The organism is Niastella koreensis GR20-10, assembly GCF_000246855.1.
Lineage (GTDB): Bacteria > Bacteroidota > Bacteroidia > Chitinophagales > Chitinophagaceae > Niastella > Niastella koreensis.
Genome location: NC_016609.1, coordinates 108900 through 134007 on the forward strand (window position 1 = coordinate 108900; position 25108 = coordinate 134007).

15 protein-coding genes are annotated in these 25108 nt (G+C 45.5%); 13 read left to right on the plus strand and 2 right to left on the minus strand.

Going from position 1 to position 25108, the window contains the following annotated elements; all coding sequences use genetic code 11:
- Nucleotides 1–163 precede the first annotated feature (163 nt).
- Nucleotides 164–1735, minus strand: a complete 1572-nt coding sequence (locus tag NIAKO_RS00475; RefSeq protein ID WP_014216414.1) for a hypothetical protein — start codon at nucleotides 1733–1735, stop codon at nucleotides 164–166.
- Between the two features lie 214 nt (nucleotides 1736–1949).
- On the opposite strand from NIAKO_RS00475, the gene NIAKO_RS00480 reads away from it, so the two are divergent.
- From NIAKO_RS00480 to ilvA, 8 genes are all read left to right on the plus strand, one after another.
- Complete coding sequence (locus tag NIAKO_RS00480) at nucleotides 1950–3113, plus strand: 2-isopropylmalate synthase (RefSeq protein ID WP_014216415.1); 1164 nt, start codon at nucleotides 1950–1952, stop codon at nucleotides 3111–3113.
- Between the two features lie 249 nt (nucleotides 3114–3362).
- Nucleotides 3363–4478 carry a 3-isopropylmalate dehydrogenase gene (gene leuB, locus NIAKO_RS00485; RefSeq protein WP_014216416.1) on the plus strand — a complete coding sequence of 372 codons (1116 nt, stop codon included), beginning with the start codon at nucleotides 3363–3365 and terminating at the stop codon, nucleotides 4476–4478.
- A gap of 332 nt (nucleotides 4479–4810) precedes the next feature.
- Entirely contained in the window at nucleotides 4811–6496 is a 1686-nt protein-coding gene (ilvD, locus tag NIAKO_RS00490) for a dihydroxy-acid dehydratase (RefSeq protein ID WP_014216417.1), read from the plus strand.
- A gap of 39 nt (nucleotides 6497–6535) precedes the next feature.
- Nucleotides 6536–8281: a biosynthetic-type acetolactate synthase large subunit gene (ilvB, locus tag NIAKO_RS00495; protein ID WP_014216418.1), complete on the plus strand. Its 1746-nt coding sequence runs from the start codon at nucleotides 6536–6538 to the stop codon at nucleotides 8279–8281.
- A gap of 15 nt (nucleotides 8282–8296) precedes the next feature.
- Nucleotides 8297–9082, plus strand: coding sequence for a class I SAM-dependent methyltransferase (locus NIAKO_RS00500; protein ID WP_014216419.1), 786 nt, complete (start codon nucleotides 8297–8299; stop codon nucleotides 9080–9082).
- A gap of 41 nt (nucleotides 9083–9123) precedes the next feature.
- Nucleotides 9124–9711: an acetolactate synthase small subunit gene (gene ilvN, locus NIAKO_RS00505; RefSeq protein WP_014216420.1), complete on the plus strand. Its 588-nt coding sequence runs from the start codon at nucleotides 9124–9126 to the stop codon at nucleotides 9709–9711.
- 106 nt (nucleotides 9712–9817) lie between these two features.
- Nucleotides 9818–10885, plus strand: a complete 1068-nt coding sequence (gene ilvC / locus NIAKO_RS00510) for a ketol-acid reductoisomerase (protein ID WP_014216421.1) — start codon at nucleotides 9818–9820, stop codon at nucleotides 10883–10885.
- Between the two features lie 158 nt (nucleotides 10886–11043).
- The gene (gene ilvA, locus NIAKO_RS00515; RefSeq protein WP_041346146.1) at nucleotides 11044–12300 is read left to right on the plus strand and encodes a threonine ammonia-lyase; all 1257 of its coding nucleotides are present in this window, start codon (nucleotides 11044–11046) and stop codon (nucleotides 12298–12300) included.
- 1081 nt (nucleotides 12301–13381) lie between these two features.
- On the opposite strand, the gene NIAKO_RS38320 is transcribed toward ilvA, so the two are convergent.
- Nucleotides 13382–13558, minus strand: a complete 177-nt coding sequence (locus tag NIAKO_RS38320; RefSeq protein ID WP_155966894.1) for a hypothetical protein — start codon at nucleotides 13556–13558, stop codon at nucleotides 13382–13384.
- A 208-nt stretch (nucleotides 13559–13766) separates the two neighbouring features.
- Between NIAKO_RS38320 and gltB the strand changes: the two genes are divergently transcribed.
- The 5 genes from gltB to NIAKO_RS00540 all read left to right on the plus strand — a co-directional run bounded on the left by gltB (nucleotide 13767) and on the right by NIAKO_RS00540 (nucleotide 24851).
- Nucleotides 13767–18290 (plus strand): glutamate synthase large subunit, encoded by a 4524-nt coding sequence (gltB, locus tag NIAKO_RS00520; RefSeq protein WP_014216423.1) that lies wholly within the window; start codon nucleotides 13767–13769, stop codon nucleotides 18288–18290.
- 58 nt (nucleotides 18291–18348) lie between these two features.
- A complete protein-coding gene (locus NIAKO_RS00525; protein ID WP_014216424.1) occupies nucleotides 18349–19854 on the plus strand; it encodes a glutamate synthase subunit beta in 1506 nt (501 codons plus the stop codon).
- Nucleotides 19855–20280: 426 nt separating this feature from the next.
- Nucleotides 20281–21681, plus strand: a complete 1401-nt coding sequence (locus NIAKO_RS00530; RefSeq protein WP_014216425.1) for an ammonium transporter — start codon at nucleotides 20281–20283, stop codon at nucleotides 21679–21681.
- 97 nt (nucleotides 21682–21778) lie between these two features.
- Nucleotides 21779–22849, plus strand: a complete 1071-nt coding sequence (locus tag NIAKO_RS00535) for a porin (protein ID WP_014216426.1) — start codon at nucleotides 21779–21781, stop codon at nucleotides 22847–22849.
- 382 nt (nucleotides 22850–23231) lie between these two features.
- Nucleotides 23232–24851, plus strand: coding sequence for an ammonium transporter (locus NIAKO_RS00540; protein WP_014216427.1), 1620 nt, complete (start codon nucleotides 23232–23234; stop codon nucleotides 24849–24851).
- Nucleotides 24852–25108 lie beyond the last annotated feature (257 nt).

Genomic DNA, 25108 nt, shown 5'->3' on the forward strand with positions numbered 1-25108 from the left:
ATATCAAAATCCCGGGATAATGTACCAGAATCCCAGGATTACAGTATGAAATCCTGGGAAAACGAGGTGAAATCCTATGAAAACAGAGTGAAATCCTGGGATTTTATCACAACTCCATCACCAACAAACCTGCCTCTTTAAACTTTGAACATAAAACGTAAAACTAAGAAGGCGAACTATCTGCCTTCCGTTTCATTTTAGCCAAAAACTTTCTTCTGATAACAATCTCCGTAGCCGGAATATTCTCCATTTTGCTTTCGAGCCAGCTGATGATATCCAGGTAGGCGAAAGCCCGGGTTTCAAAGCGATTGGCCTGTAATTGCTTTAACTGTTCCAGCAGTTTGGCGAATTCGGGCTTTAGCTGGCGGGGCGACAAATGGAACGTACGGCGCAAAAAGCGAAAGATCTCTTCTTCCACCACGCTGAGATTGCCCATTTTGGCCATAAAGCGATAAACCGACTTGAACAGGTATTCCAGCAGCTGAAAATTACCCAGCTCGTAATGGGCTATTAAATGCAACAGGCGGCTATAGCATTGCAGATCGGTACGCAGGTCAACCTTCCAGTTGATGATCTTGTTCAGGTAATCGATGGCCTTCTCATAATGTCCGCTGCCAAAGTACAGGGAAGCGAATTTGTAATAGAACACCAATATGCGGTGACGATCTAGATAGATCTCGAATTCCTTCAGGTTTTCTTCGATATAGGGTACCAGTTTCAACCCCTCGGTAAACGTGCCCTCCATAAAGTGCATGTTGATCTTGCTCACATGGAGGTATACAAACACCTGGATGCGGTTATTGTGGTTATTCACCACCAGGTCGCTGTTGGCAAAGGCCTCGAATTTCTCCAGCGATTCTTTTAGCTTGGTATGGTTCTGCAGATCGAAGTGGGCGCCCATGAGGTTGTGCATGCCCTTTATGTAGTGGGCTGTTTCCACCTCAATCATAAATGGCTCTTTTTCAAACAATTCAACCCATTTTTGGGTGTAGCGGTAGTACTGCAGAAAATCCTGGCGGATGAAGGCGTACCAGCAATAGCTTTGGTACAGGTACAGGCGTTCGTAAAAGCCTTTAGCCTCAGCGGCGCCCTGGGGAAAGTGCTGGTCGAAGAACTGCTGGATCTCCTTTTCATCATTTTCGTCGCGGGCATGGCCGTTCTTTATATACCAGCTGTAGAGCAGCAGCGATAAATTGCTCAGTTTGCTTACCATTACCAGGCGGCGGTTGGTTTCATCCACTTCACCCGTTAGCTGCTCGGCACGGTCGGTCATACTGCGCGTAATGTGCAGGGCCTCGATCTTCTTCTCAAAAAACAGCACCTGCAGTAAATAGGTGATCTGGTTATTGGAGCGGGCCATTTCCTTCATGCGGTCCAGCATCTTGAGGCTTTGGTGGTACAGCCCCTTGTTGTACAGGATACGGGCATGGTCCATCATCTCATGCAGCTGAATATCGATGTTGTTCTCATTTTTAATGAGCCGGAGGCTGCTGAGGATTTGTTTGTATAAATGGGCCTTTATGTTAGATAACTGCTGCTTTTTCAAGTCTTTATACTTACTCAGCAATAAATTCTCGTCGTAAGTGTCCATTTTATCCAGGGCATCGAACAACTGCACAATTTTCAGGTTCTCACTGGATGAATTTCTTTGTACATACAGCTTGAAATTGCGTTTTTCCGATTTTTCCAGGGATTTCACCAGCTGGAACAAGGCGTCTGTGGAACGGTTGGGCATCGTAATCAAAAGTCATTAAAGTCCTTGACCTACAAGGGTTTTGGACAGGTTCTCGCTATTTAAATAGTGTAAATTAAGTACAAATTAGGTTTTTGAAGTTAGTTAAACAGGAATAATTTCGACTCAGCAGGTTGTTATTCTCTTTAATAGCAAGCAACACAAAATCGAACAGCCTGCTTTTTTTTAATAAAAATCCTACTTTATAGAGTCACCTATGCCAAAGAACAAAGTCTATATTTTCGACACAACATTGCGCGACGGCGAACAAGTGCCAGGCTGTAAATTAAATACGAAAGAGAAGATAGAGATTGCTTTGGCCCTTGAAGAATTGGGTGTAGATATTATTGAAGCTGGTTTTCCGATTTCCTCACCTGGCGATTTCAAAAGCGTGAGTGAGATTGGAGCAGTTATCAAGAACGCAGTCATATGTGGTTTAAGCCGGGCCGTGCAGAAGGATATTGAGGTAGCGGCAGAAGCCCTGAAAACAGCTAAAAGATCCCGTATTCACACGGGGATCGGTACTTCCGATTTCCATATTAAATCGAAATTCAATTCAACCCGCGAAGAGATCCTGGAGCGCGCTAAACAGTGCGTGAAATGGGCGCGGAACTTTACAGATGATGTTGAATTTTATGCCGAAGATGCCGGCCGTACCGAAAACGAGTACCTGGCCCGCGTGGTAGAAGCAGTGATCGCTGCCGGCGCCACTACGGTAAATATTCCTGATACGACAGGTTACTGCCTGCCGCATCAATATGGCGAGAAGATCGCATACCTGATCAACAATGTACCTAATATCGACAAAGCAGTTATCAGCTGCCATTGTCATAACGACCTGGGACTGGCTACCGCCAACTCAATTGCCGGTGCAATGAACGGAGCCCGCCAGATCGAGTGTACGATAAACGGTTTGGGTGAAAGAGCTGGTAACACCTCACTGGAAGAAGTGGTAATGGTTATTCAGCAGCACCAAAGTCTCGGTTTTTATACCGACATCAAAACACAGCAATTGAACCCATTGAGCAGGCTGGTTTCCGATACCATGCGGATGCCTGTTCAACCAAATAAAGCTATTGTAGGCGCCAATGCATTCTCGCATTCATCGGGCATTCACCAGGATGGATTTTTGAAAGATGCACAAACCTACGAGATCATTAACCCCGAACAAGTTGGGGCAGATGGAAGTAAGATTGTATTAACAGCGCGCAGCGGCCGAAGCGCTTTAGCCCATCGTTTTCATAAACTGGGATTTATGTTCAACCGCAATGATATTGACGTGTTGTACGAACAGTTTTTGAAAGTAGCAGACAGGAAGAAAGAAGTGGAAGATGAGGATCTGAAGGTATTGGGAAATCAATACCAGGCCGCCACAGTGTAGTGAGCAGTATTTTCTCATAATCATGTAGTTTTTGTTACGCGTGGTGCGTCTGCACCACGCTTTTTCTCAAAACCAACCAGCCCTATTACTAAATTATACGTTTTTGTATCGCGCCTGATGGTGCAACCATTGATTGAAAAAATAACCTGAGCAGGTATGTATTTTCATTACTAACGGTTGACACTTGTTAGGCTATAGGTGTATGAAAGAATGCGGGGATTTGATAACCGTGTCTTGAAACTCCATTTTATGGAAAAAAATATTGTTGTTATAGAAGGTGATGGCATTGGGCCTGAAGTTACGCGACAGGCAGTAAAAGTATTGAATGCCATTGCTGAGCAATTTGGTCATGAGTTCAACTACAGGTATTGCTTAATGGGCGCCGATGCCATTGATAAAACCGGCAACCCGCTGCCCGATGAAACCATTGAAGCCTGCCTGAACAGCGATGCAATATTATTTGGCGCCATCGGCCATCCAAAATACGATAACGATCCTTCCGCCAAAGTACGCCCCGAGCAGGGCCTGCTGAAACTGCGGAAAAGCTTACAATTGTTTGCCAACATTCGACCTGTAATCACGTACCCCTCACTTCAACACTTATCTCCTTTAAAGGCACAGCAATTAGAAGGAGTTGATTTTATAATCTTCAGAGAACTGACCGGCGGCATTTATTTCGGGAAGAAGGAATTGAGTGAAGATGGAACCCGTGCTGCCGATGACTGCGTATATACGCGCCCGGAAATTGAGCGTATTGCGCACCTGGCATTTCAATATGCCGGGCAGCGCCGCAAAAAACTAACATTGGTTGATAAAGCCAATGTACTGGAAACATCGCGCCTGTGGCGTAAAGTGGTGCAGGAAATAGCTGCCCGGTATGCCGAGGTGAAAGTTGATTTCCTGTTTGTTGATAATGCGGCCATGCAGATTATTTTAAACCCGAAACAGTTTGATGTAATTCTTACCGAGAACATGTTTGGCGATATCATCAGCGACGAGGCCAGTGTTATCAGTGGTTCGCTGGGCTTGTTGCCATCGGCTTCGATCGGGGCCGGAGTAGCGCTGTTTGAACCTATCCATGGTTCTTACCCGCAGGCAGCCGGTAAAGACATCGCCAACCCGCTGGGATGTATACTATCAGCAGCCATGTTGCTCGACCATTTTGGACTGGCGAAAGAAGCAGAGGCCGTACGGCTTGGGGTAGAATGGACGCTGGTAAATGGTTTTGTAACAAAAGATATTGATCCGATTAATTTTTATTTCACGTCAACCATTGGTGAACTGGTGAGTGATTTTGTAGCGAACAGGATACCAGGTGGGGTGAATAAGGCTAATATAGAACTGAGGAAGTCGACAATCATTTAGCTTATTAATGGCTGATGTATTGATGACGCGAAGGCGAAGTGGGGCCAGAAAAACAAAAAATTAGAAAAAAGCTCTTTATTATTACAACCGGCGGGTGTATATTTGTTGCACACGAATTCCTCTATGCAAAGAAGCAGCTTTAATAACATCATCTCTGTGGTTACTGCAATAATAATTATTGTGGTGGTGGTGATTATTCCTGCAACGCATGGAGGTGGTGCTTAACGTATACTAAAAAACAGCATAAAGACCCGCCTCCAACGAGGCGGGTTTTTTTATGTCTCGAATAAATAATAAATAAATCCAATTTTAACAGTTTTTAGACAGGTTTTATGGCAGAAATAAACAAATATTCAAAGACACTTACGCAGGATGAAACCCAACCTGCCGCCCAGGCCATGTTATACGGCATTGGCTTAACTGATGAAGATCTGAAGAAAGCACAGGTAGGTATTGCCAGCATGGGTTACGATGGCAACACCTGTAACATGCACCTGAACGACCTGGCTAAAATTGTAAAAGAAGGGGTGTGGGCTAACGACCTCGTAGGGTTGATCTTTAATACCATTGGGGTGAGTGATGGTATGAGCAACGGAACCGATGGGATGCGCTATTCACTGGTAAGCCGCGATGTTATTGCGGATTCCATTGAAGCGGTTTGTGGCGCACAATATTATGATGCCGTAATTACCATTCCTGGTTGCGATAAAAATATGCCGGGTTCATTAATGGCAATGGGCCGGTTGAACCGCCCTTCCATCATGGTATATGGTGGAACCATTGCACCCGGTCACTATAAAGGACAGGACCTGAATATTGTTTCTTCCTTTGAAGCGTTGGGACAAAAGATCGCCGGTAATCTGAGCGATGCCGATTTCAAAGGCATTGTAATGAACAGCTGCCCCGGCGCCGGCGCCTGTGGCGGTATGTACACGGCCAACACCATGGCATCGGCCATTGAAGCGTTGGGTATGAGTTTGCCTTACTCCTCATCAAACCCGGCGCTGAGTGAAGAGAAGCGAAAAGAATGTTTTGATGCCGGTAAGGCCATTCGCCTGCTGATGGAAAAAGATATCAAGCCAAAGGATATCATGACCCGCAAAGCCTTCGAGAACGCCATCATCACTATTATGATCCTCGGCGGCAGTACCAACGCAGTTCTGCACCTGATCGCCATCGCCAAGAGTGTAGACGTTCCCCTCACACAAGACGACTTCCAGAATATAAGCAATAAGATCCCCATGCTGGCCGACTTTAAACCCAGCGGCAAATACCTGATGCAGGACCTGCACGAGCATGGTGGTTTGCCTTCAGTAATGAAGTACCTGTTACAAAAAGGATTGCTGCATGGCGATTGCTTAACGGTAACCGGTAAAACTTTAGCTGAGAACCTGGCCAATGTTCCGGACCTGGACTTCAACAAACAAAAAATAATTTTCCCGCTCGAAACACCTATCAAAGCTACCGGTCACTTACAAATTCTGTATGGTAACCTGGCTGAGAATGGCAGCGTAGCAAAGATCACCGGTAAAGAAGGCGAACGTTTTGAAGGACCCGCCCGCGTATTCGATGGCGAGTTTGAACTGATTGCCGGTATTCAAAGTAAAAAAGTACAACCGGGCGACGTAGTGGTGATCCGTTATGTAGGACCCAAAGGCGGACCTGGCATGCCGGAGATGCTGAAACCAACCTCCGCCCTGATTGGCGCCGGTTTAGGTAAAAGCGTAGCCCTTATAACTGATGGTCGTTTCAGCGGTGGTACGCACGGTTTTGTGGTAGGACACATTACCCCTGAAGCGTTTGATGGCGGCGGTTTGGCTTATGTGAAAGATGGTGATATTATTGAGCTGGATGCCGTTAAGAATACCATCAATGCAAAGGTAAATGCCGACGAATGGGCAAAACGAAAAGCAGCGTGGAAACAACCCCCACTGAAAGTAACAAAAGGACTATTGTATAAATATGCGAAGCAGGTAAAAGATGCTTCCGAAGGATGTGTAACTGATGAGGCGGAATAAAATTGAACTAAACGACAATTGAATCACAAAAAAAAGTTTATGAGTACAATCGAAAAGGCACCTGCCAAAGGAACGACGGAAAAGAAGCCAGCAGTTAAAAATATCAGCGGCTCGGTCGCTGTGTTGGAAGCATTCCTGGCAGAGGGTGTCAGTACCATCTTTGGGTACCCAGGTGGCGCTATCATGCCTATCTATGATGCGCTGTACGATTACCAGGAAAAACTACATCATATACTGGTGCGTCATGAACAGGGGGCTACCCATGCTGCCCAGGGTTATGCGCGCTCATCCGGCGAGGTTGGTGTCGTGTTCGCCACCAGTGGTCCTGGTGCTACCAACCTGGTAACAGGGTTGGCAGATGCCATGATCGATAGTACACCATTGGTATGTGTTACCGGCCAGGTGTTTGCGCACCTGCTGGGAACTGATGCATTCCAGGAAACAGACGTGATCAACATAACCACACCGGTAACCAAATGGAACTACCAGGTAACAGATGCTACCGAAATTCCAGCCGTGCTGGCAAAAGCGTTCTACATTGCCCGCAGCGGTCGTCCCGGCCCGGTGTTGATTGATATTACCAAGAACGCACAAATACAAAAATTCGATTACGAAGGCTATACCAAATGTGATCATGTACGCAGCTACCGCCCTGCACCCATAGTACGCAAAGAGTATGTAGCAGCGGCAGCCAGGCTGATCAACGAAGCACAAAAACCTTTTGTGATCTTTGGTCAGGGTGTTATCCTGGGTAAAGCAGAACATGAGTTTATAAAGTTCATTGAAAAAGCGGGTATCCCTACCGCATGGACGGTTATGGGATTGAGCGCTATCCCTTCAGACCATCCGCTGAACGTTGGGATGCTGGGGATGCATGGTAATTATGGCCCCAACGTACTTACCAACGAATGCGATGTATTGATCGCGATCGGGATGCGCTTCGATGACCGGGTTACCGGCCGGTTAGATAAATATGCTAAACAGGCAAAGGTGATTCACCTGGATATTGATCCGGCTGAAGTTGACAAGAACGTAAAAACAACTGTTCCGGTTTGGGGCGACTGTAAAGAAACCCTTCCTTTGTTAACCGCGCTGATAGAACAAAAAGTATATCCGCAATGGCTGCAAAAGTTCAAGGATATGATGAAAGAGGAAGAAGATGCCTGCATCAATCCTGAACTGAATCCCACCACCGATGAAATGACTATGGGTGAAGTAATAAAAACCCTGAATGAATTGACTGGTGGCGATGCGATCATTGTAACCGACGTGGGCCAGCACCAGATGGTAGCCTGCCGTTATGCAAAATTCATACAATCGAAAAGTAATATCACCTCCGGTGGTTTGGGAACCATGGGCTTTGGCTTACCTGCAGCTATAGGTGCAAAAGTAGGCGCGCCCAAAAGAACTACCGTTGCTATCATTGGCGATGGCGGTTTCCAGATGACCCTCCAGGAACTGGGCACCATCATGCAAACAGACATCGATGTAAAGATCCTGATCCTGAATAACCAGTTCTTAGGTATGGTGCGCCAGTGGCAACAGCTGTTTAACGACAAGCGTTATTCATTCGTAGATATTGCCAGTCCTAATTTTGTAACGCTGGCCAGTGCATATAAAATACCCGGACAAAGTATTTCAAAAAGGGAAGACCTGAAAAAAGCATTGAGCGAAATGCTGAATACAAAAGGCGCTTACCTGTTGGAAGTAATGGTAGGGAAGGAGAACAACGTATTCCCGATGGTACCCCAGGGATGCAGCGTGGCGGAAATCCGTTTAAAATAATTTAAAAGGTAACGAATGGCTATAACAGAAAAAAATACCTGGAATACTTCACTGTACGATAACAAACATGATTTTGTTTTCAAGTATGGTGAGTACCTGGTACAACAGCTGCTGACCCCACAGGAAGGCGAACGTATTCTGGATATAGGGTGTGGTACCGGTTATTTAACCAGCCTGATCGCCGCATCCGGCGCAATGGTTACAGGGATGGATAGTTCAATAGACATGATTGCCAGGGCGAGAAATGAATATCCACACCTGCCTTTCAGACTGGCCTCCGTAACCGACTTCGACTTTAATGAACCATTCGATGCCTTGTTTTCCAATGCAGTACTGCACTGGGTAACCGAAAAGGAACAGGCCATTCAATGCATGTATAAGAACCTGCGGCCCGGCGGCCGGCTGGTACTGGAGATGGGCGGAAAAGGAAACGTGCAACTGATTATGCGTGCTTTGAACAATGCGCTGATCGAGTACGGTTACCCCGAGAAGGCTGACCGCGATCACGAGCTCTGGTACTATCCTTCCTTAAGCGAGTACACCGGTTTGTTGGAAAAACAGGGATTCAGGGTTACCTATGCGGCCCATTATAATCGCGAAACCGAATTGAAAGATGCGCAGGATGGCATCAAGGATTGGGTGAATATGTTTTGTGGCGCCTTGCTGGAAGGGGTAAGTGAGGATAAGAAAGAAAAGATCCTGGAACGCGCGCAGGAAACATTACGGCAAACCCAGTTCAGGAACCAGAAATGGTATGCAGATTATAAAAGGTTACGCGTAGTAGCCATCAAAGAAAACTAAAGCACAAATTGTAATTCATCTAAAACCCATTGGGTTATATTATGAAACAGGAATTCACCGTAACGGTATATACTGAGAACCAGATTGGCCTGCTGAACCGCATCGCCATCATGTTCTCGCGCCGTAAGATCAATATCGAGAGTTTGAATACCTCTCCTTCAGAAATCGAAGGCATCCACCGCTTTACCATTGTCATCAACGAAGTGGAAGAAGTAGTGAAAAAACTGGCGCGCCAGATTGAAAAACAAGTGGAAGTACTGAAAGCCTATTACAACACCAATGATGAAATTGTATGGCAGGAACTGGCTTTGTACAAAGTACCAACCGATGAAATTGCTGAAAAAGTAAAAGTAGAACGGTTGTTGCGGGAGTATGGTGCAAGAGCAGTAGTGATCAGAAAAGATTATACCGTGTTTGAAACCACCGGTCAGCGCGAAGAGATCAACAAACTCATTGCTGTACTGGAACCATTTGGTTTAATTGAATTTGTACGCAGCGCCCGGGTGGCCATCATTAAAGCAAGCAGTGGTTTCCACAGCAAGCTGAAAGAGTTTGAGAAAAAAGAACCCGGCGAAGAAGTAATCGAAAATGAATATTTAGGTAAAGGCGATCAGGTGTTTACCATGTAAACACTGAAGGAAAAACGCTTAACGCTATACGCAAAATACAGGAAAGGCAGTAAGGACACTTACTTTCCAATACACAAAAAACCAATAACAATAAACATTCTCAACAATGGCAAAATTAAATTTCGGCGGGGTGGAAGAAAATGTAGTAACTCGTGATGAGTTCCCACTTGCCAAAGCGCAACAGGTATTGAAAAATGAAGTAGTAGCTGTAATTGGCTACGGTGTACAAGGTCCAGGCCAGGCGCTGAACCAGAAAGACAATGGTATCAATGTAATCGTAGGCCAGCGGAAAAATTCAAAAACCTGGGATAAAGCGGTGAAAGATGGTTTTGTACCCGGCGAAACATTGTTCGAAATTGAAGAAGCATTACAACGTGGTACTATCATTTGCTACCTGTTGAGCGATGCTGCCCAGATTCAACTGTGGCCTACCGTTAAAAAACATTTAACTGCAGGTAAAGCATTATATTTCTCACACGGTTTTGGTATCACCTTCAACGAGCAAACAGGCATCGTTCCTCCTAAAGATGTAGACGTGTTCCTGGTAGCTCCTAAAGGTTCTGGAACTTCACTGCGTCGCATGTTCCTGCAAGGCCGTGGTTTGAACAGTAGCTATGCCATCTTCCAGGATGCTACTGGTAAGGCTAAAGAAAGAGTAACTGCTCTGGGTATTGCTGTTGGTAGCGGTTACCTGTTTGAAACCGATTTCAAAAAAGAAGTATACAGCGACTTAACCGGTGAAAGAGGAACCCTGATGGGTGCTATTCAAGGTATCTTCGCTGCACAATACCAGGTATTGCGTAGTAAAGGCCATACCCCTTCAGAAGCATTCAACGAAACTGTTGAAGAGCTGACTCAGTCACTGATGCCACTGGTTGCAGAAAATGGTATGGATTGGATGTATGCCAACTGTAGCACTACTGCTCAACGCGGTGCATTGGATTGGTGGAAGAAATTCCGCGATGCTACATTGCCTGTATTCAACGACCTGTATGAAAGCGTTGCTACCGGTAAGGAATCTCAACGTTCAATCGACAGCAACAGCCAGGTTGACTACCGTGAGAAACTGGAAGCGGAGCTGAAAGAACTGCGTGAAAGCGAAATGTGGCAAGCCGGTAAAACAGTTCGCAGCCTTCGTCCGGAAAATCAAAAACCAGCCGAAGTAGTTGCGTAAGTCAATAGGCAATAGACAATAGCCAATAAGCAATTGCCTATTGCCAATTAAAATAGCCACCGTTCTGAAATTTCTGATAACTAAAACAGCGGAAAAAATTTCAATAAAGGACGGTGGCTATTTTTTTCCTGAGCGGAGTAGAAGGACAAAAATCAAATATGAGCACATTCACACAAACCAGGCCCGAACTGGAATTTCATAAAGCAGCCCTGCGGTTGAAAAAGGTGGTGAACAAAACCCCACTGATGTACAACCACAACCTGTCGAAGAAGTACCAGTGCAATGTGTACCTGAAGCGGGAAGATCTGCAGGTTGTACGGTCGTACAAATTGCGGGGAGCGTATAACATGATGAGCAGTTTGCCTGTTGAGCAATTACAGCGCGGGGTGGTATGTGCCAGTGCGGGCAACCATGCACAGGGCTTTGCCTTCTCCTGCAAAAAGCTGAATGTAAAGGGTGTGGTTTTTATGCCCATTATAACACCGAGGCAAAAGGTGAACCAAACCAAAATGTTTGGTGAGGAGAACATCGAAATTCAATTGATCGGCGATACGTTTGATGATTGCGCCATCGCTGCCAAACAGTATACCGAGCAGCAGGGCATGACCTTCATTCCGCCATTTGATGATTACCGTATTATTGAAGGACAGGGAACCGTAGCTGTTGAAATACTGGAAGAACAAACGGATATTGATTATGTGTTTATACCGGTAGGTGGTGGAGGCTTAAGTGCCGGGGTTGGATCGTATATGAAAACGTATTCACCCAAAACAAAAATTATTGGCTGCGAGCCCGAAGGCGCTCCTTCCATGTTTGAAGCGTTAAAGGCAGGTGCACCCGTATTGTTAAGCGAGATAGATCGCTTTGTGGATGGGGCAGCTGTTAAAAGAGTAGGGGACATTACTTTCTCTATTTGTAAAGAGGTGTTGGATGATATGCACCTGGTACCGGAAGGAAAAGCCTGTTCAACCATTTTGAAATTGTACAATGAAGATGCTATTGTTGTTGAACCGGCTGGTGCATTATCAATCGCGGCATTGGATGATTATGCCGAAGCCATAAAAGGCAAGACTGTTGTATGTATAATAAGCGGCAGCAACAATGATATTGATCGCATGCAGGAGATAAAAGAAAGGAGCCTGCAGTATGAAGGGTTGAAACATTATTTCCTGGTAAAGTTTGCACAACGGCCAGGCGCCCTGAAAGAGTTTGTGAATCACGTACTGGGACCCAATGATGACATTACACGGTTTGAGTATATGCAAAAAACAAACAAAGAAACCGGACCTGCTTTAGTAGGTGTTGAGTTGAAGAAAAAAGAAGACTACGATATACTGTTGCAGAACATGCAACGTTATAACATAAACTATACAGCGTTAAATAAGAACGATACGCTGTTTGGGTATTTGGTATAGACAAATTTGTTATCTGTTTAAGTGGTGGCCCCTCGATCTATCGGGGGGCTTTTGTTTTTATAAGGTATGCTGAATGCAAAACGCTGAACGCTGAATGCAGAACGCAAAGCCAATGTTCAACATAAACGGTTACTGCGTTAAGCGTTTTGCATAAATCAAAAACCCCCCGATACTTCGGGGGGCTTTTTGTCATAAAGTCTGACGGGTAGTCTTCATTTACCGGATACTGGATTAAACGGAAGAGTTGCTATCGGTTGCTTATGGGTGGTCTTGTCATAGATATTGGAATCCGTCAATGATCTGAAAGGGACGGGACAAAACATACACATATGAGTCTACTTGGGACAAATAAAAATTGATTGTCCTCATAGAACCGGATTGGCTTTTCCTGGATATTGGTTGCACTAATAGGTTAATTAAATGGTACAGGGCAACTGATATTGGATTTCTGTACACATGGTTTTCCCCGGATATTGAATACTAATAGGGATTAAAGCGAACATAGTTCGATATTGGATTTTCGTAGCCTGGTTTTTCGCGGATATCAGAAACAATAGTGTTAAAAAGTGCACAAGGACTGATATTGGATATTATGAACCTGGTCTTCCATGGATAATGGAATGCTTGTCCCGGTTGTTAGCCAGGATGGATATTCTAAATAAAAAATTATGTTTGATTAACCGTTACGGCAAAGCACTGTCAGTGATTTGTTATTGATACATGGCGACGAATGCACAAAGAGAAATGAAATAGCTATAGCTATGGCTGTGACACAACAAAGGTTAGAATGATCGTAGAGTATTTTTGTCGATATTGCTGTCAGCTAATATTGGATTTTGCGCTGCAAATGTACGCCGTTATAGCACAGCAGACAAATGTGTTTGATGCAAACTTATACACATATAACCGTTTATAACAACCGCTTAGTAGCAAACACTTAGCACACTGATGAGCGTTAGTTGCCAGGTATAATAACCAATTAACAAGTGTATAAGGGTAAAATGCAGTGATCTTGAGGGAGATATTACTTTTAACTACAGGTGTTGTGGTGGTTTGTACTACACAGCTGCTGATGAGTTTCCTACACTGCTTTCAATATGTTAAAATCATCCTGACAGACAGGATAATTGCCTGTTTTCCTGCTATAGAAAATTAGCAGGGGAATTTGCTGCCGGGATGGGGTACCTGCACCATCCTGTTGCATCCTGCCTTCATAGCCTGCCGGGGAGGTAAACAATAGCAAGTCATTATTTGTCATATATGTTGGCGTATTTGTCGTTTGACAGTATTGCAGGGGTCATAAAAACTTAATAAGTATTGATAGTTATTTTGTGAAAAAAATTGCATAAACTCCGGGCAATAAGCAGTTTTTTTCGTAATTTCAATCGCTTGCTTGCTATGTAATTAAACGATTTAAAGAGAAACTGACTTTTAATTGAATATTTTTCAAAAAACTATGCATTTCCATGGCAAGTAACCTGGGTTTATACCATCCTTCCTTTGAGCGTGATGCCTGTGGCATTGGATTCGTAGCCAATATTAAGGGGCACAAAAGTCACCAGAACATCAGCGATGCTTTAACCATATTGGAAAATATGGAACATCGGGGTGCCTGCGGCTGTGAAGCAAATACGGGCGATGGTGCCGGTATTATGATCCAAAACCCCCACGAGTTCTTTTTCGACGAGTGCTTGAAGCTGGGCGTACATCTGCCAGCCTTCGGCCGCTACGGCGTTGGGGTGATCTTCTTCCCCCGCGAGATCCGTTTACGTGAAGAGTGTCGCGATATCTTCAATCGCGCTGCCGAGAAATTAGGGCTGGAAATTCTGGTTTACCGAAAGGTACCCGTAAATCCAGATGGCATTGGTCCCTCAGCATTGAGTGTGGAGCCTGAAATGGAACAGGTATTCATCGCCTGTCCCGACCACATCAACAACCCCATTGACTTTGAACGCAAATTATTTGTGCTGCGCAACTACGCCAGCCATACTATAAACAACACGGTTAAGAAAGACGCGATCGGTTTTTACATTGCATCGCTTTCTTACAAAACCGTTGTATACAAGGGACAGTTAACCAGTAACCAGGTTCGCGGTTATTTCAACGATCTTAGCAATAAGAGAATGGTTTCTGCTTTTGGCCTGGTACACTCCCGCTTTGCCACCAACACCTTCCCCAGCTGGAAACTGGCGCAACCTTTTCGCTACATAGCGCATAACGGAGAAATCAATACGCTTCAGGGTAACCTGAACTGGTTAAAGACCAGCGAGCATGGCTTTACGTCACCTTTCTTCACCAATGAAGAAATGGAAATATTGCTGCCGATCGTTACCGAAGGACAGAGCGACTCTGCCTGCCTGGACAACATGATCGAGCTGCTGGCATTGACCGGTCGTTCATTACCCCACGTTATGATGATGCTGATCCCTGAAGCATGGGATGGCAACGACCAGATGGACCCGGTGAAGAAGGCGTTCTACGAATTCCACGCTTCTATCATGGAACCATGGGATGGTCCCGCTTCTATCTCCTTCACTGATGGAAAGATCATTGGCGCTACCCTCGACAGAAACGGTCTGCGTCCTTCAAGATATTGCGTTACCAACGATGACCGCGTGATCATGGCATCTGAAACCGGTGCATTACCGGTTGATCCTGCCATCATCATTGAAAAAGGCCGTCTGCAACCCGGTAAAATGTTCGTGGTTGATATGGAGCAGGGCCGCATCATCAGCGATGAAGAGCTGAAGAATGATATCTGCTCACGCAAGCCTTATGGCGACTGGTTGAACCAATACAAGATCCGGTTGGAAGAACTGGATGAACCACGTGTTGCGTTCACTCACTTATCAGATGCTTCTATTCTTAAATACCAGAAGGCATTAGGTTATTCAACCGAAGACATCGACGACATCATCACGCCCATGGCTGTTGATGGTAAAGAACCCATCGGTTCAATGGGTACCGATACGCCGCTTGCTGTATTGAGCGATCAGCCGCAGCACATTACTTCTTACTTCAAACAATTATTCGCACAGGTAACCAACCCGCCCATCGACCCTATTCGCGAAAGAATGGTAATGAGCCTGGCTACCTTTGTTGGAAATAACGACAACTTGTTATTAGAAGATCCCAAACATTGCCATACTGTGGCATTGAACCATCCGATACTCACCAGCACCGAACTGGAAAAGCTGCGCAGTATCGATACCGGCATCTTCCAGGCTAAAACCCTGCAAACTTATTTCAGGGCAGATGGCAAACCAGGTTCTTTGAAGAAAGGTTTGGACAGACTTTGCCGCTACGCTGAAGATGCCGTGCACGACGGATTTGAAGTGTTGATCCTGTGCGACCGCGCGGTAGATTCTGACCACGCTGCTATCCCTTCTTTATTAGCTACCGCTGCAGTTCACCACTATCTTATCCGCAAAGGCTTGCGTGGTAAAGTAGGTATTGTGGTTGAAGCCGGTGACGTTTGGGAAGTACACCACTTTGCCTGCTTGCTGGGCTTTGGAGCTACTGCCATCAACCCATACCTGGCGCTGGCAACCATCCGCAACATGAAAGTGAACAACACGCTGCAAACAGAACTTACCTGGGACCAACTGCGTAAGAACTATATCAAAGCAGTGTGCGACGGTTTGCTGAAAGTGTTCTCTAAAATGGGTATTTCAACCCTGCAATCATACCAGGGTGCACAGATATTTGAAATACTTGGTTTGAACAAAGACCTCGTAGAAAAATGTTTCACTGGCGCTGTTAGCCGCATTGAAGGTATTGGCCTGGATGAGCTGGCTAAAGAAGCACTTGCCAAGCATTGGTTTGCATTCAGCCGCAAAGACATTCCGGTTGACCGCTTACCTGTAGGTGGTGTTTACCAATGGAAGCGTAAAGGCGAGTTTCACCTGTTTAACCCAACTACCATCCACCTGTTGCAATATGCAACCCGGATGAACGATTACAATACGTATAAGAAATATGCAAAGGCAGTAAACGATCAAAGTGAGAAAGCGGCCACCCTGCGCAGTATGTTCCAGTTTAAAGTGAACAGACCCGCCATCTCCATCGATGAAGTGGAATCGGCTGAAAGCATTTTGAAACGTTTTGCTACCGGCGCTATGAGCTTTGGTTCAATTTCGTGGGAAGCGCACACAACCCTGGCTATTGCTATGAACCGCATAGGTGCAAAAAGCAATACCGGTGAAGGTGGTGAAGATGAAGCGCGTTATACGCCATTGCCTAACGGCGACAGCATGCGCAGCGCCATCAAACAGGTAGCAAGCGCCCGCTTTGGTGTAACCAGCTACTACCTGACTGAAGCTGATGAGCTGCAGATCAAAATGGCGCAGGGTGCAAAACCCGGTGAAGGTGGTCAGTTACCCGGTCATAAAGTGGATGACTGGATTGGTAAAACCCGTCACTCTACACCAGGCGTGGGTTTGATTTCGCCGCCACCACACCACGATATTTATTCTATCGAGGATCTGGCACAGCTGATCTTTGACCTGAAGAACAGTAACCGCGCAGCCCGTATTAACGTGAAGCTGGTGTCAAAAGCAGGTGTAGGTACTATTGCAGCCGGTGTGGCCAAAGCCAAAGCGGATGTGGTATTGATCTCTGGATTTGATGGTGGTACAGGTGCTTCACCTATCAGTTCTATTAAACATGCCGGTTTGCCCTGGGAATTAGGTTTGGCCGAAACCCATCAAACACTGGTAAAAAATAAATTACGCAGCCGCGTAACCGTACAGGCCGATGGCCAGATGAAAACCGGTCGTGATATAGCTATTGCTACCTTACTGGGAGCAGAAGAGTGGGGTGTTGCAACTGCAGCCCTCGTTGTTGAAGGTTGTATCATGATGCGTAAGTGTCATATGAATACCTGTCCGGTTGGGGTGGCAACACAAGATCCTGAATTGCGCAAACGCTTTACAGGTAATGCCGATCACGTGGTGAACTTCTTCCGGTTCCTGGTGCAGGACCTGCGTGAGATCATGGCTGAACTGGGCTTCCGCTCCATTAATGAAATGGTTGGGCAGGTTGATTGCCTTGAAATGCGTGAAGGCATCACTCACTGGAAAACCAGCAAGCTCGATCTGAGCCCTGTATTATATAAAGAACCTACCGGACAATATACCGGTTTATACAAACAGGAAGAACAAGACCATGGTATTGCTGAAGTACTGGACTGGAAATTGTTGAAGGCTGCACAACCAGCGCTCGACAAACAGGAACGCATCTCCGCTTCCTTCCCGGTTAAGAATACCGACAGAACCATTGGTACGATCTTGTCGAACGAGATCTCGAAAAAATATAAAGGCGAAGGATTGCCTGATGATACCATTCATTTCAATTTCAATGGTACGGCAGGACAAAGCTTTGGCGCCTTCAACGCAAAAGGGATAACCCTTGAGTTGGAAGGTGATGCCAACGACTATTTTGGTAAAGGATTGAGCGGCGCCAAGCTGATCGTATATCCGCCAAAACAATCGAGCTATGTACCGGAAGAAAACATCATCATTGGCAACGTTGCCTTCTATGGCGCTACATCTGGTGAAGCTTACATCAGAGGTAAAGCCGGTGAACGTTTTGGTGTTCGTAACTCAGGCGCTGAAGTAGTGGTAGAAGGAGTGGGCGATCACGGTTGTGAATACATGACCGGTGGACGCGTAGTGATCCTGGGTGCAACAGGCCGCAACTTTGCAGCGGGGATGAGTGGTGGTATTGCATATGTGTACGATGTGAAACAACAGTTTGCTACCCTTTGCAATAAAGAAATGGTTGATCTCGATCCGCTGGATGCAGAAGATGCACAGGCGCTGAACGATATGATCACCCGCCACTATGCTTATACAGGAAGCGCCGTAGCACGTTTTGTACTGGATGATTTCGAGAACCAACTGAAGAACTTCGTTAAAGTGTTCCCGACCGATTACAAAAAAGCGCTCAAGGAGAAAAGTAAAGTAAAGCAAAGCGCCAAGAAGAAGTAGGCTGATAAAAAGCTTACAACCAAAACAATTAACTAGAATCGATAAACTGAAAATAGAAATGGGTAAACCAACGGGTTTTTTAGAATTTACCAGGGAATTGCCAGGTAAAAAACCAGTAGAGGAAAGGTTAAAAGATTACAATGAATTTGTGGAGCGTTACAGCGAGGAAAAGCTGAACCAGCAATCGGCACGTTGTATGAATTGCGGGGTTCCTTTTTGCCACAGCGGATGCCCGCTGGGTAATGTGATACCTGAGTTTAATGATGCGGTATACCGCAAGAGCTGGCAGGAAGCCTATGATATTCTTACATCAACCAATAACTTTCCGGAGTTTACCGGCCGTATTTGCCCTGCACCATGCGAAAGCGCCTGCGTGCTGGGTATTAACCAACCGGCTATCACCATTGAAGAAATTGAAAAGCATATTATAGAGATAGCTTTTGAAAAAGGATTTGTAAAACCACGCAAACCACACGTGCGTACCGGTAAAAAAGTAGCCGTTATTGGTTCCGGTCCTGCGGGGTTGGCTGCCGCTGCGCAGTTAAACTATGCAGGTCACTCGGTAACGGTGTTTGAGCGCGACGATCAGCCTGGTGGTTTGTTACGTTATGGCATCCCCGATTTCAAACTGGAGAAATGGGTTATTGACAGAAGAATAAAACTGATGGAAGAAGAAGGTGTTGTCTTCCGCTGTCATGCCAACGTAGGTGTGAATGTACGCATCAACGACCTGTTGCGCGAATACCACGCCATTGTACTGGCGGGTGGTTCAACCGTTCCCCGCGACCTGAAGATCCCCGGCCGTGAACTGAAAGGCGTTCATTATGCCATGCAGTTCCTGAAACAACAGAACAAACGCAATGCGGGTTTAGATCCGCTGGCGAATGCCAACATCGAAAGCAATATTTTCAATGAGGATTTATCAGCTACCAATAAGAACGTAGTGGTAATTGGTGGTGGTGATACCGGTAGCGACTGTGTGGGTACCAGCAACCGCCATAAAGCAAAATCAGTTACCCAGTTTGAACTGTTGCCCAAACCGCCGGAAGGCCGTACAGAGTTTATGCCCTGGCCAAGCTTCCCCATGATATTGAAAACTTCTTCTTCACACGAAGAAGGCGCCAACCGTCACTGGGCGATCGCTACCAAGGAGTTTGTAGGTGATAAAAAAGGTAACCTGAAAGCCCTGAAGGTGGTTGACCTGGAATGGCAGGTTACTGAAGACGGCAAACCGGCTCAGTTCGTTGAAAAACCAGGATCGGAGCGTGAACTGCCTTGCGAACTGGCATTGCTGGCTATGGGTTTTGTGCATCCGCAACATGATGGTTTATTAAGTGAGCTGGGTGTTGACCTGGATAGCCGGGGTAATGTGCGCGCTACAGAGAAAGAATACAAGACAAGCATCAATAAAGTGTTTGTAGCTGGTGACATGCGCCGGGGTCAAAGCCTGGTAGTATGGGCCATCAGTGAAGGCCGTGAAGCTGCCCGTAAAGTAGACGAATTCCTGAACGAAGGCGTTTCTTTCCTGGAAAGCAAAGATCAGAACATTGTATTAGCGATCTAAGGGTTAAAAAGATGTCTTTTATATACGGTCCCTCCGAGTAATCGGGGGGATTTTCATTTATTGTATGGTGTATTTTTATATATGACTTTTTGAAGAATGTGATTGATGATTTTTACTTGTTTACGCAGTTATTTTTAGATTATTAATCGTAAAAGACACAATTTTCGCATTTTACTGCAAAACACTGCTAAATTTTAAATGCCATCCAAAAAGGATGGTTTTTTTATTTCCAAAACAAAGCTTTGTTTAAAGAAAAGGCCAACAAGCAGTTATGAGAGAGGTATGAGATAAATAAGATATATATTACAAATAGTAAAATGTATTGAATGAGTCAGGTTTTATGTTAAAAAATGAATATTTTCGGTGTAATATTATTAGATACATTATTTTAATAATATCATTATCTTAACTAAACAACGGAAAACAATGAAACTGTCATTTAAAAATGTAATGCCGTTCCTGGTATTGGTGGTCGTTGCCCTGGCTGCCATGTTTATTAAACCTGAGGCGGATCACGTTCCGGGCGCTACTGAAACAGCCTATAGCGCAGCTGATATTGCCTGGGTGCTGGTTTCAACGGCTTTGGTGTTTTTAATGACTCCTGGCCTGGCTTTCTTCTACGGTGGTATGGTGCACCGCAAAAACGTAATCTCAACTATGATCAAGAGTGTGGTGGCTGCCGGTGTGGTTGGCGTACTTTGGATCGCTGTTGGTTTTAGCTTAAGCTTCGGTGAATCATGGCATGGCCTTATTGGTAATCCCATGACATTCCTGTTCTTCAAAGGAGTAAAAGCTGGCGCCGCATGGCCGCTTGCTCCCACAATTCCGCTCGGTTTGTTTGCCTTGTTTCAACTGATGTTCGCCATCATTACACCTGGTCTGGTTGTAGGTGCTGTGGCTGAACGTATACGGTTTACCTCCTATATATTGTTTATTGTATTGTTTAGCCTGCTGGTGTACGCTCCGGTGGCACACTGGTCATGGCATCCGGAAGGCTTCCTGGCTAAAATGGGTGTATGGGATTTTGCCGGTGGTACTGTAGTACACATCACCGCTGGTTGTGCTGCCCTGGCTGGCGCCCTGGTTTTGAAACGCAGAAAAACCCATATGGCTCACCAGGAAACACCTGCAGCCAACGTACCTTATGTACTGATTGGTACAGGTTTACTGTGGTTCGGCTGGTTTGGTTTTAACGCCGGTTCTGCTGTAGGTGCTTCAGGTTTGGCTGTAAATGCCTTCGGAACTACCAACACTGCAGCAGCTGCTGCTGGTTTGGCCTGGATGTTCTTTGATGTGGTAAAAGGTAAAAAGCCTTCAGTACTCGGCTTCTGTATCGGTGCTGTAGTGGGGCTGGTAGCCATTACGCCAGCCGCTGGTTTTGTAGGAATTCCTCAAAGTATCATCATCGGTGTTGTAGGCGCCCTTATCTCTAATATCGCAGTAGGTATTAAACAAAAATCTACTTTGGACGATGCGCTCGATGTATTCCCTTGTCACGGTATTGGTGGTATGGTAGGTATGTTGCTTACCGGTGTATTCGCCAACCAGCTGGCACACGGAATTAAAGACGGTCCTCAGGGTTGGTTTTATGGCAATCCTTCGTTCTTCTTTACCCAGTTTAAAGCGATGGCAATAGTTGTTGTTTACAGCTTCACTGTTTCTTACGCTATATTCAAATTCATCAACTTCGTTCTGCCTTTGCGTGTAACTGAAGAAGAAGAAGAAATGGGTCTTGATGAAAGCCAACACAACGAAAAATATTTGCAAGGAACCTTGCTGGTCAATGGTGAGAATGGAAAGCTGGTAGAAAAAGCAGCTGAGTTCTAAAAGAAAAAGGTACAGCTATTAATAAGATCGGGCTTCTGACACAAGCCCGGTTCCTACCAACCGTACCCTTTTCATTAACACTTAAAATCTAACTGCAATGTTAAGAAAAATTTCTTCATTGGCCATTTTTACCGTGGCCCTGGGTTCTTATGTTGAAGCTCAAGACTCTACGAAAAAAAGTCCTCTAGTTATTACTGGTTCTGTTGATGCCTATTATCGCTATAATTTTCATAATGCCAAAGATTCGGGCATTACGAATAATTACACCAGCTTTACCAATTCTCACAATTCATTTGAATTAGGGATGGCATCGGTACGGGCCGATTATACCACCGGCAGAGTTACGGGCGTATTGGATCTGGGTTTTGGCAGAAGGGCAGAAGAGTTTTCTTATAATGAGAAAAGCAGCGGCATGGGAACAGCTATCAAGCAGGCTTACATTTCAGTAGCTGCTACCGATAAATTAAAGTTCACCATGGGTAAATGGGCTACACATGTTGGTTACGAGGTAGTAGATGCCTATTTGAACCGTAACTACAGCATGTCGTATATGTTCTCCTACGGTCCCTTCTTTCACACTGGCATCAAAGCGGAATATACTGCCGGCAACTGGGGTTTTATGGCAGGGGTAGCTAATCCCACCGACTTTGTAACCGCCAGTTTCTCCAAGAAAATGGCTATTGCACAAATAAGCACAACTGCCGCTGATGGCAAGCTGAAGGCTTACCTTAATTACCAGGGCGGTAAAGACATAAATGAAAATACCATTAACCAGGTAGACCTGGTAGTGAACGGTACCATCAGTGATAAATTCAGCATTGGTTATAATGGAACTATGCAGTCTGTTAAGCCTCACGCCAAAAGCAGTGGCGACAGCTGGTGGGGTTCTGCACTCTATTTAAATGCAGATCCTTCCAAAACATTTGGAATAACCCTGCGTGGCGAGTATTTCGATGATAAAAATGCAGTGTCAGGATTCTCCTCTGCAGCCGGATTAGGCACCAGCGTTATCGCTGCAACCCTGTCGGGCAACATTCATATCGAAAACCTGACCATCATTCCTGAGTTCAGACTGGATAGTTCAAAAGACCCCATTTTCACTAAAAATCCAAATGAGGGTGTAAAAAGCACAGGTACTTTCATTCTGGCGGCTACCTGGCATTTCTAGTATTGATTTGTTTTCGTTTGTTCTATAAGAGTAATAAAAAACGGTTGACGGTTGGTAATGAAAATACCAGCTGTCAACTTTTTTAAACCAGCGTTTTATGACTGCCCAGTTAAGTAAGGGCCGTAACCAAAACTGACCAGCTTTATTTGCATCCGTAAACTATGTAGATGGTTTTTAAGTACCGGAGCGCAGCAGTTCATTGATTATTGTTTGCTGTTTTTAAGTTTTAAACATTCGGGGCTCTGGATCTTGATTTCTTAGGCGTATTCTTATTTCGACCATACAATAAACCCAAAAGAGACGACCAGGCAGATATCAGGTTTAACCGGCGGCATTCGCCGGACAGACTTCTATTGTTCACCCCAACTAAAACTTTTTAAACATGCAAGCAAAGCATTTGAGTTTTTTTCGTGTCTTTTCCAGTTTAACGGGAAAATCGAAAAATGTATTGGAGCCTGCCATTCAGTTAACCCGGTCTGAGAAATGGAAGTTAGGTTCTACTATTTTTCTCGGGAAAATGATTGGGTTGGGGCTCGTGTTTCTGGCCATGATTTTTCTTCCCGGCCTATTGGGCACACCTGCCCAGGCGCAAACCAGCTATACAGAACATGAAACAGCCATGGTGAACTCCATCAACACCGTGTGGACGCTGGTGGCTGCTTTTCTGGTTTTTGGCATGCAGGCTGGTTTTGTTATGCTGGAAGCCGGGTTTGCCCGTAAAAGAGAAACTGTAAACGTTTTAATGGAGTGTATCCTGGATACCTGTTTATGCGGTATCCTTTTCTGGGCCATCGGCTACGCGTTTATGTTTAGTCATGGTAATGGCTTTATAGGTACGCACTGGTTTTTTCTTTCAGGCGCTCCAGATACCTACGAAGCTACCGGTGTTCCCTTACTGGCGCACTGGATCTTTCAGTTTGCTTTTGCCGACACCTGTTCAACCATTACTTCAGGCGCCATGATCGGACGCACCAGTTTCCGTGGCGACATCCTGTACAGTATTGGCGTAACCGGTTTTATTTATCCCATCATCGGTCACTGGGCCTGGGGACCAGACGGATTCCTGGTTACCATGGGTAGTGCCGGTAATTTCCTTCCTTCTCTCGGCCAGCCTTTCCGCGATTTTGCAGGATCTACGGTTGTACACACCATTGGCGGTGTTATTTCACTGGCAGGTGCTATGGTGCTTGGTCCCCGTTTGGGCCGGGTGTTTGCGCGTGATGGTGGTGGTATGCCTGCGCCTCATAACCTTACCGTAGCGGCAGTGGGCGGCTTTTTATTGTGGTTTGGATGGTATGGTTTTAACCCCGGCAGTACGCTTTCGGCTTTGGATGCACAAGGTATAGGCCGCGTTGCTGCCAACACTACACTGGCAGCCTGTAGCGGCGGTTTAGCGGCTATGATGGCTGCTTTCTGGTGGGGCGCCACAAAAGGAAAGTTCGATCTGGCTTTCTCCATCAATGGCTTTTTGGCCGGTTTGGTTGCCATTACCTGTCCTTGCTATTGGGTAAGCCCGCTGGGCGCCATTTTACTGGGCGCAGTTGCCGGTTTTGTGGTGTATGCCGGCGCGTGGCTGATTGAATGGTGGCGTGTAGATGACCCGGTAGGTGCTGTTGCGGTACATGGTTTCTGCGGCATTTGGGGAACTATTTCACTCGGCTTTTTTGCCTGTGGCAAATATGGTGCAACAGGACCCTTTGGCGCAGATAACAGCGCCCCGGTAACCGGTTTGTTCTATGGAGGCGGAATGGGTGTACTAAAAGCCCAGTTTATTGGCAGCGCCATTATAACCATAGGCACCTTTGTAGTTGCATTTATCCTGATGTGGGTTTTAAGACAATTGCCTCACCCCTGGAATTTACGGGTAGAAGCAAAAGGCGAAACCGGCGCTGGTGGTATAGATGTATTTGAGCATGGTACAGATGCCTATCCGCATCAGCCTGCGGTGGTAGATATTCCTGAATACCAGCCTCAGCCTAAAGAGCAGCCTGTATTTTCATAAAATAAGAGATTCTGAAAGGGTATTTCTCAGGCAGGGATACCCTTTTCCTTCCCCTGGCATTAACATTATTATTAATTTTATGTATACTATAGTTTACATGTTGCCATTAAAAAATGGTATTTTTGACAATAGTCATAACAAATAAGCCCACATAGGTGTAATTATTTCGACTGATTGTTCAAGATTTAATAATATTGAAATTTAAATAATATTACTGGTTATTTTACTTCCAGCAACACGATTGGCTTGCGTTGAAA

What these genes read in the sequence shown, in the direction of transcription:
- NIAKO_RS00475 (WP_014216414.1), bottom strand. Translation starts at nt 1,735, where the DNA reads ATGCCCAACCGTTCCACAGACGCCTTGTTCCAGCTGGTGAAATCCCTG.
- NIAKO_RS00480 (WP_014216415.1), top strand. Translation starts at nt 1,950, where the DNA reads ATGCCAAAGAACAAAGTCTATATTTTCGACACAACATTGCGCGACGGC.
- leuB (WP_014216416.1), top strand. Translation starts at nt 3,363, where the DNA reads ATGGAAAAAAATATTGTTGTTATAGAAGGTGATGGCATTGGGCCTGAA.
- ilvD (WP_014216417.1), top strand. Translation starts at nt 4,811, where the DNA reads ATGGCAGAAATAAACAAATATTCAAAGACACTTACGCAGGATGAAACC.
- ilvB (WP_014216418.1), top strand. Translation starts at nt 6,536, where the DNA reads ATGAGTACAATCGAAAAGGCACCTGCCAAAGGAACGACGGAAAAGAAG.
- NIAKO_RS00500 (WP_014216419.1), top strand. Translation starts at nt 8,297, where the DNA reads ATGGCTATAACAGAAAAAAATACCTGGAATACTTCACTGTACGATAAC.
- ilvN (WP_014216420.1), top strand. Translation starts at nt 9,124, where the DNA reads ATGAAACAGGAATTCACCGTAACGGTATATACTGAGAACCAGATTGGC.
- ilvC (WP_014216421.1), top strand. Translation starts at nt 9,818, where the DNA reads ATGGCAAAATTAAATTTCGGCGGGGTGGAAGAAAATGTAGTAACTCGT.
- ilvA (WP_041346146.1), top strand. Translation starts at nt 11,044, where the DNA reads ATGAGCACATTCACACAAACCAGGCCCGAACTGGAATTTCATAAAGCA.
- NIAKO_RS38320 (WP_155966894.1), bottom strand. Translation starts at nt 13,558, where the DNA reads ATGACAAATAATGACTTGCTATTGTTTACCTCCCCGGCAGGCTATGAA.
- gltB (WP_014216423.1), top strand. Translation starts at nt 13,767, where the DNA reads ATGGCAAGTAACCTGGGTTTATACCATCCTTCCTTTGAGCGTGATGCC.
- NIAKO_RS00525 (WP_014216424.1), top strand. Translation starts at nt 18,349, where the DNA reads ATGGGTAAACCAACGGGTTTTTTAGAATTTACCAGGGAATTGCCAGGT.
- NIAKO_RS00530 (WP_014216425.1), top strand. Translation starts at nt 20,281, where the DNA reads ATGAAACTGTCATTTAAAAATGTAATGCCGTTCCTGGTATTGGTGGTC.
- NIAKO_RS00535 (WP_014216426.1), top strand. Translation starts at nt 21,779, where the DNA reads ATGTTAAGAAAAATTTCTTCATTGGCCATTTTTACCGTGGCCCTGGGT.
- NIAKO_RS00540 (WP_014216427.1), top strand. Translation starts at nt 23,232, where the DNA reads ATGCAAGCAAAGCATTTGAGTTTTTTTCGTGTCTTTTCCAGTTTAACG.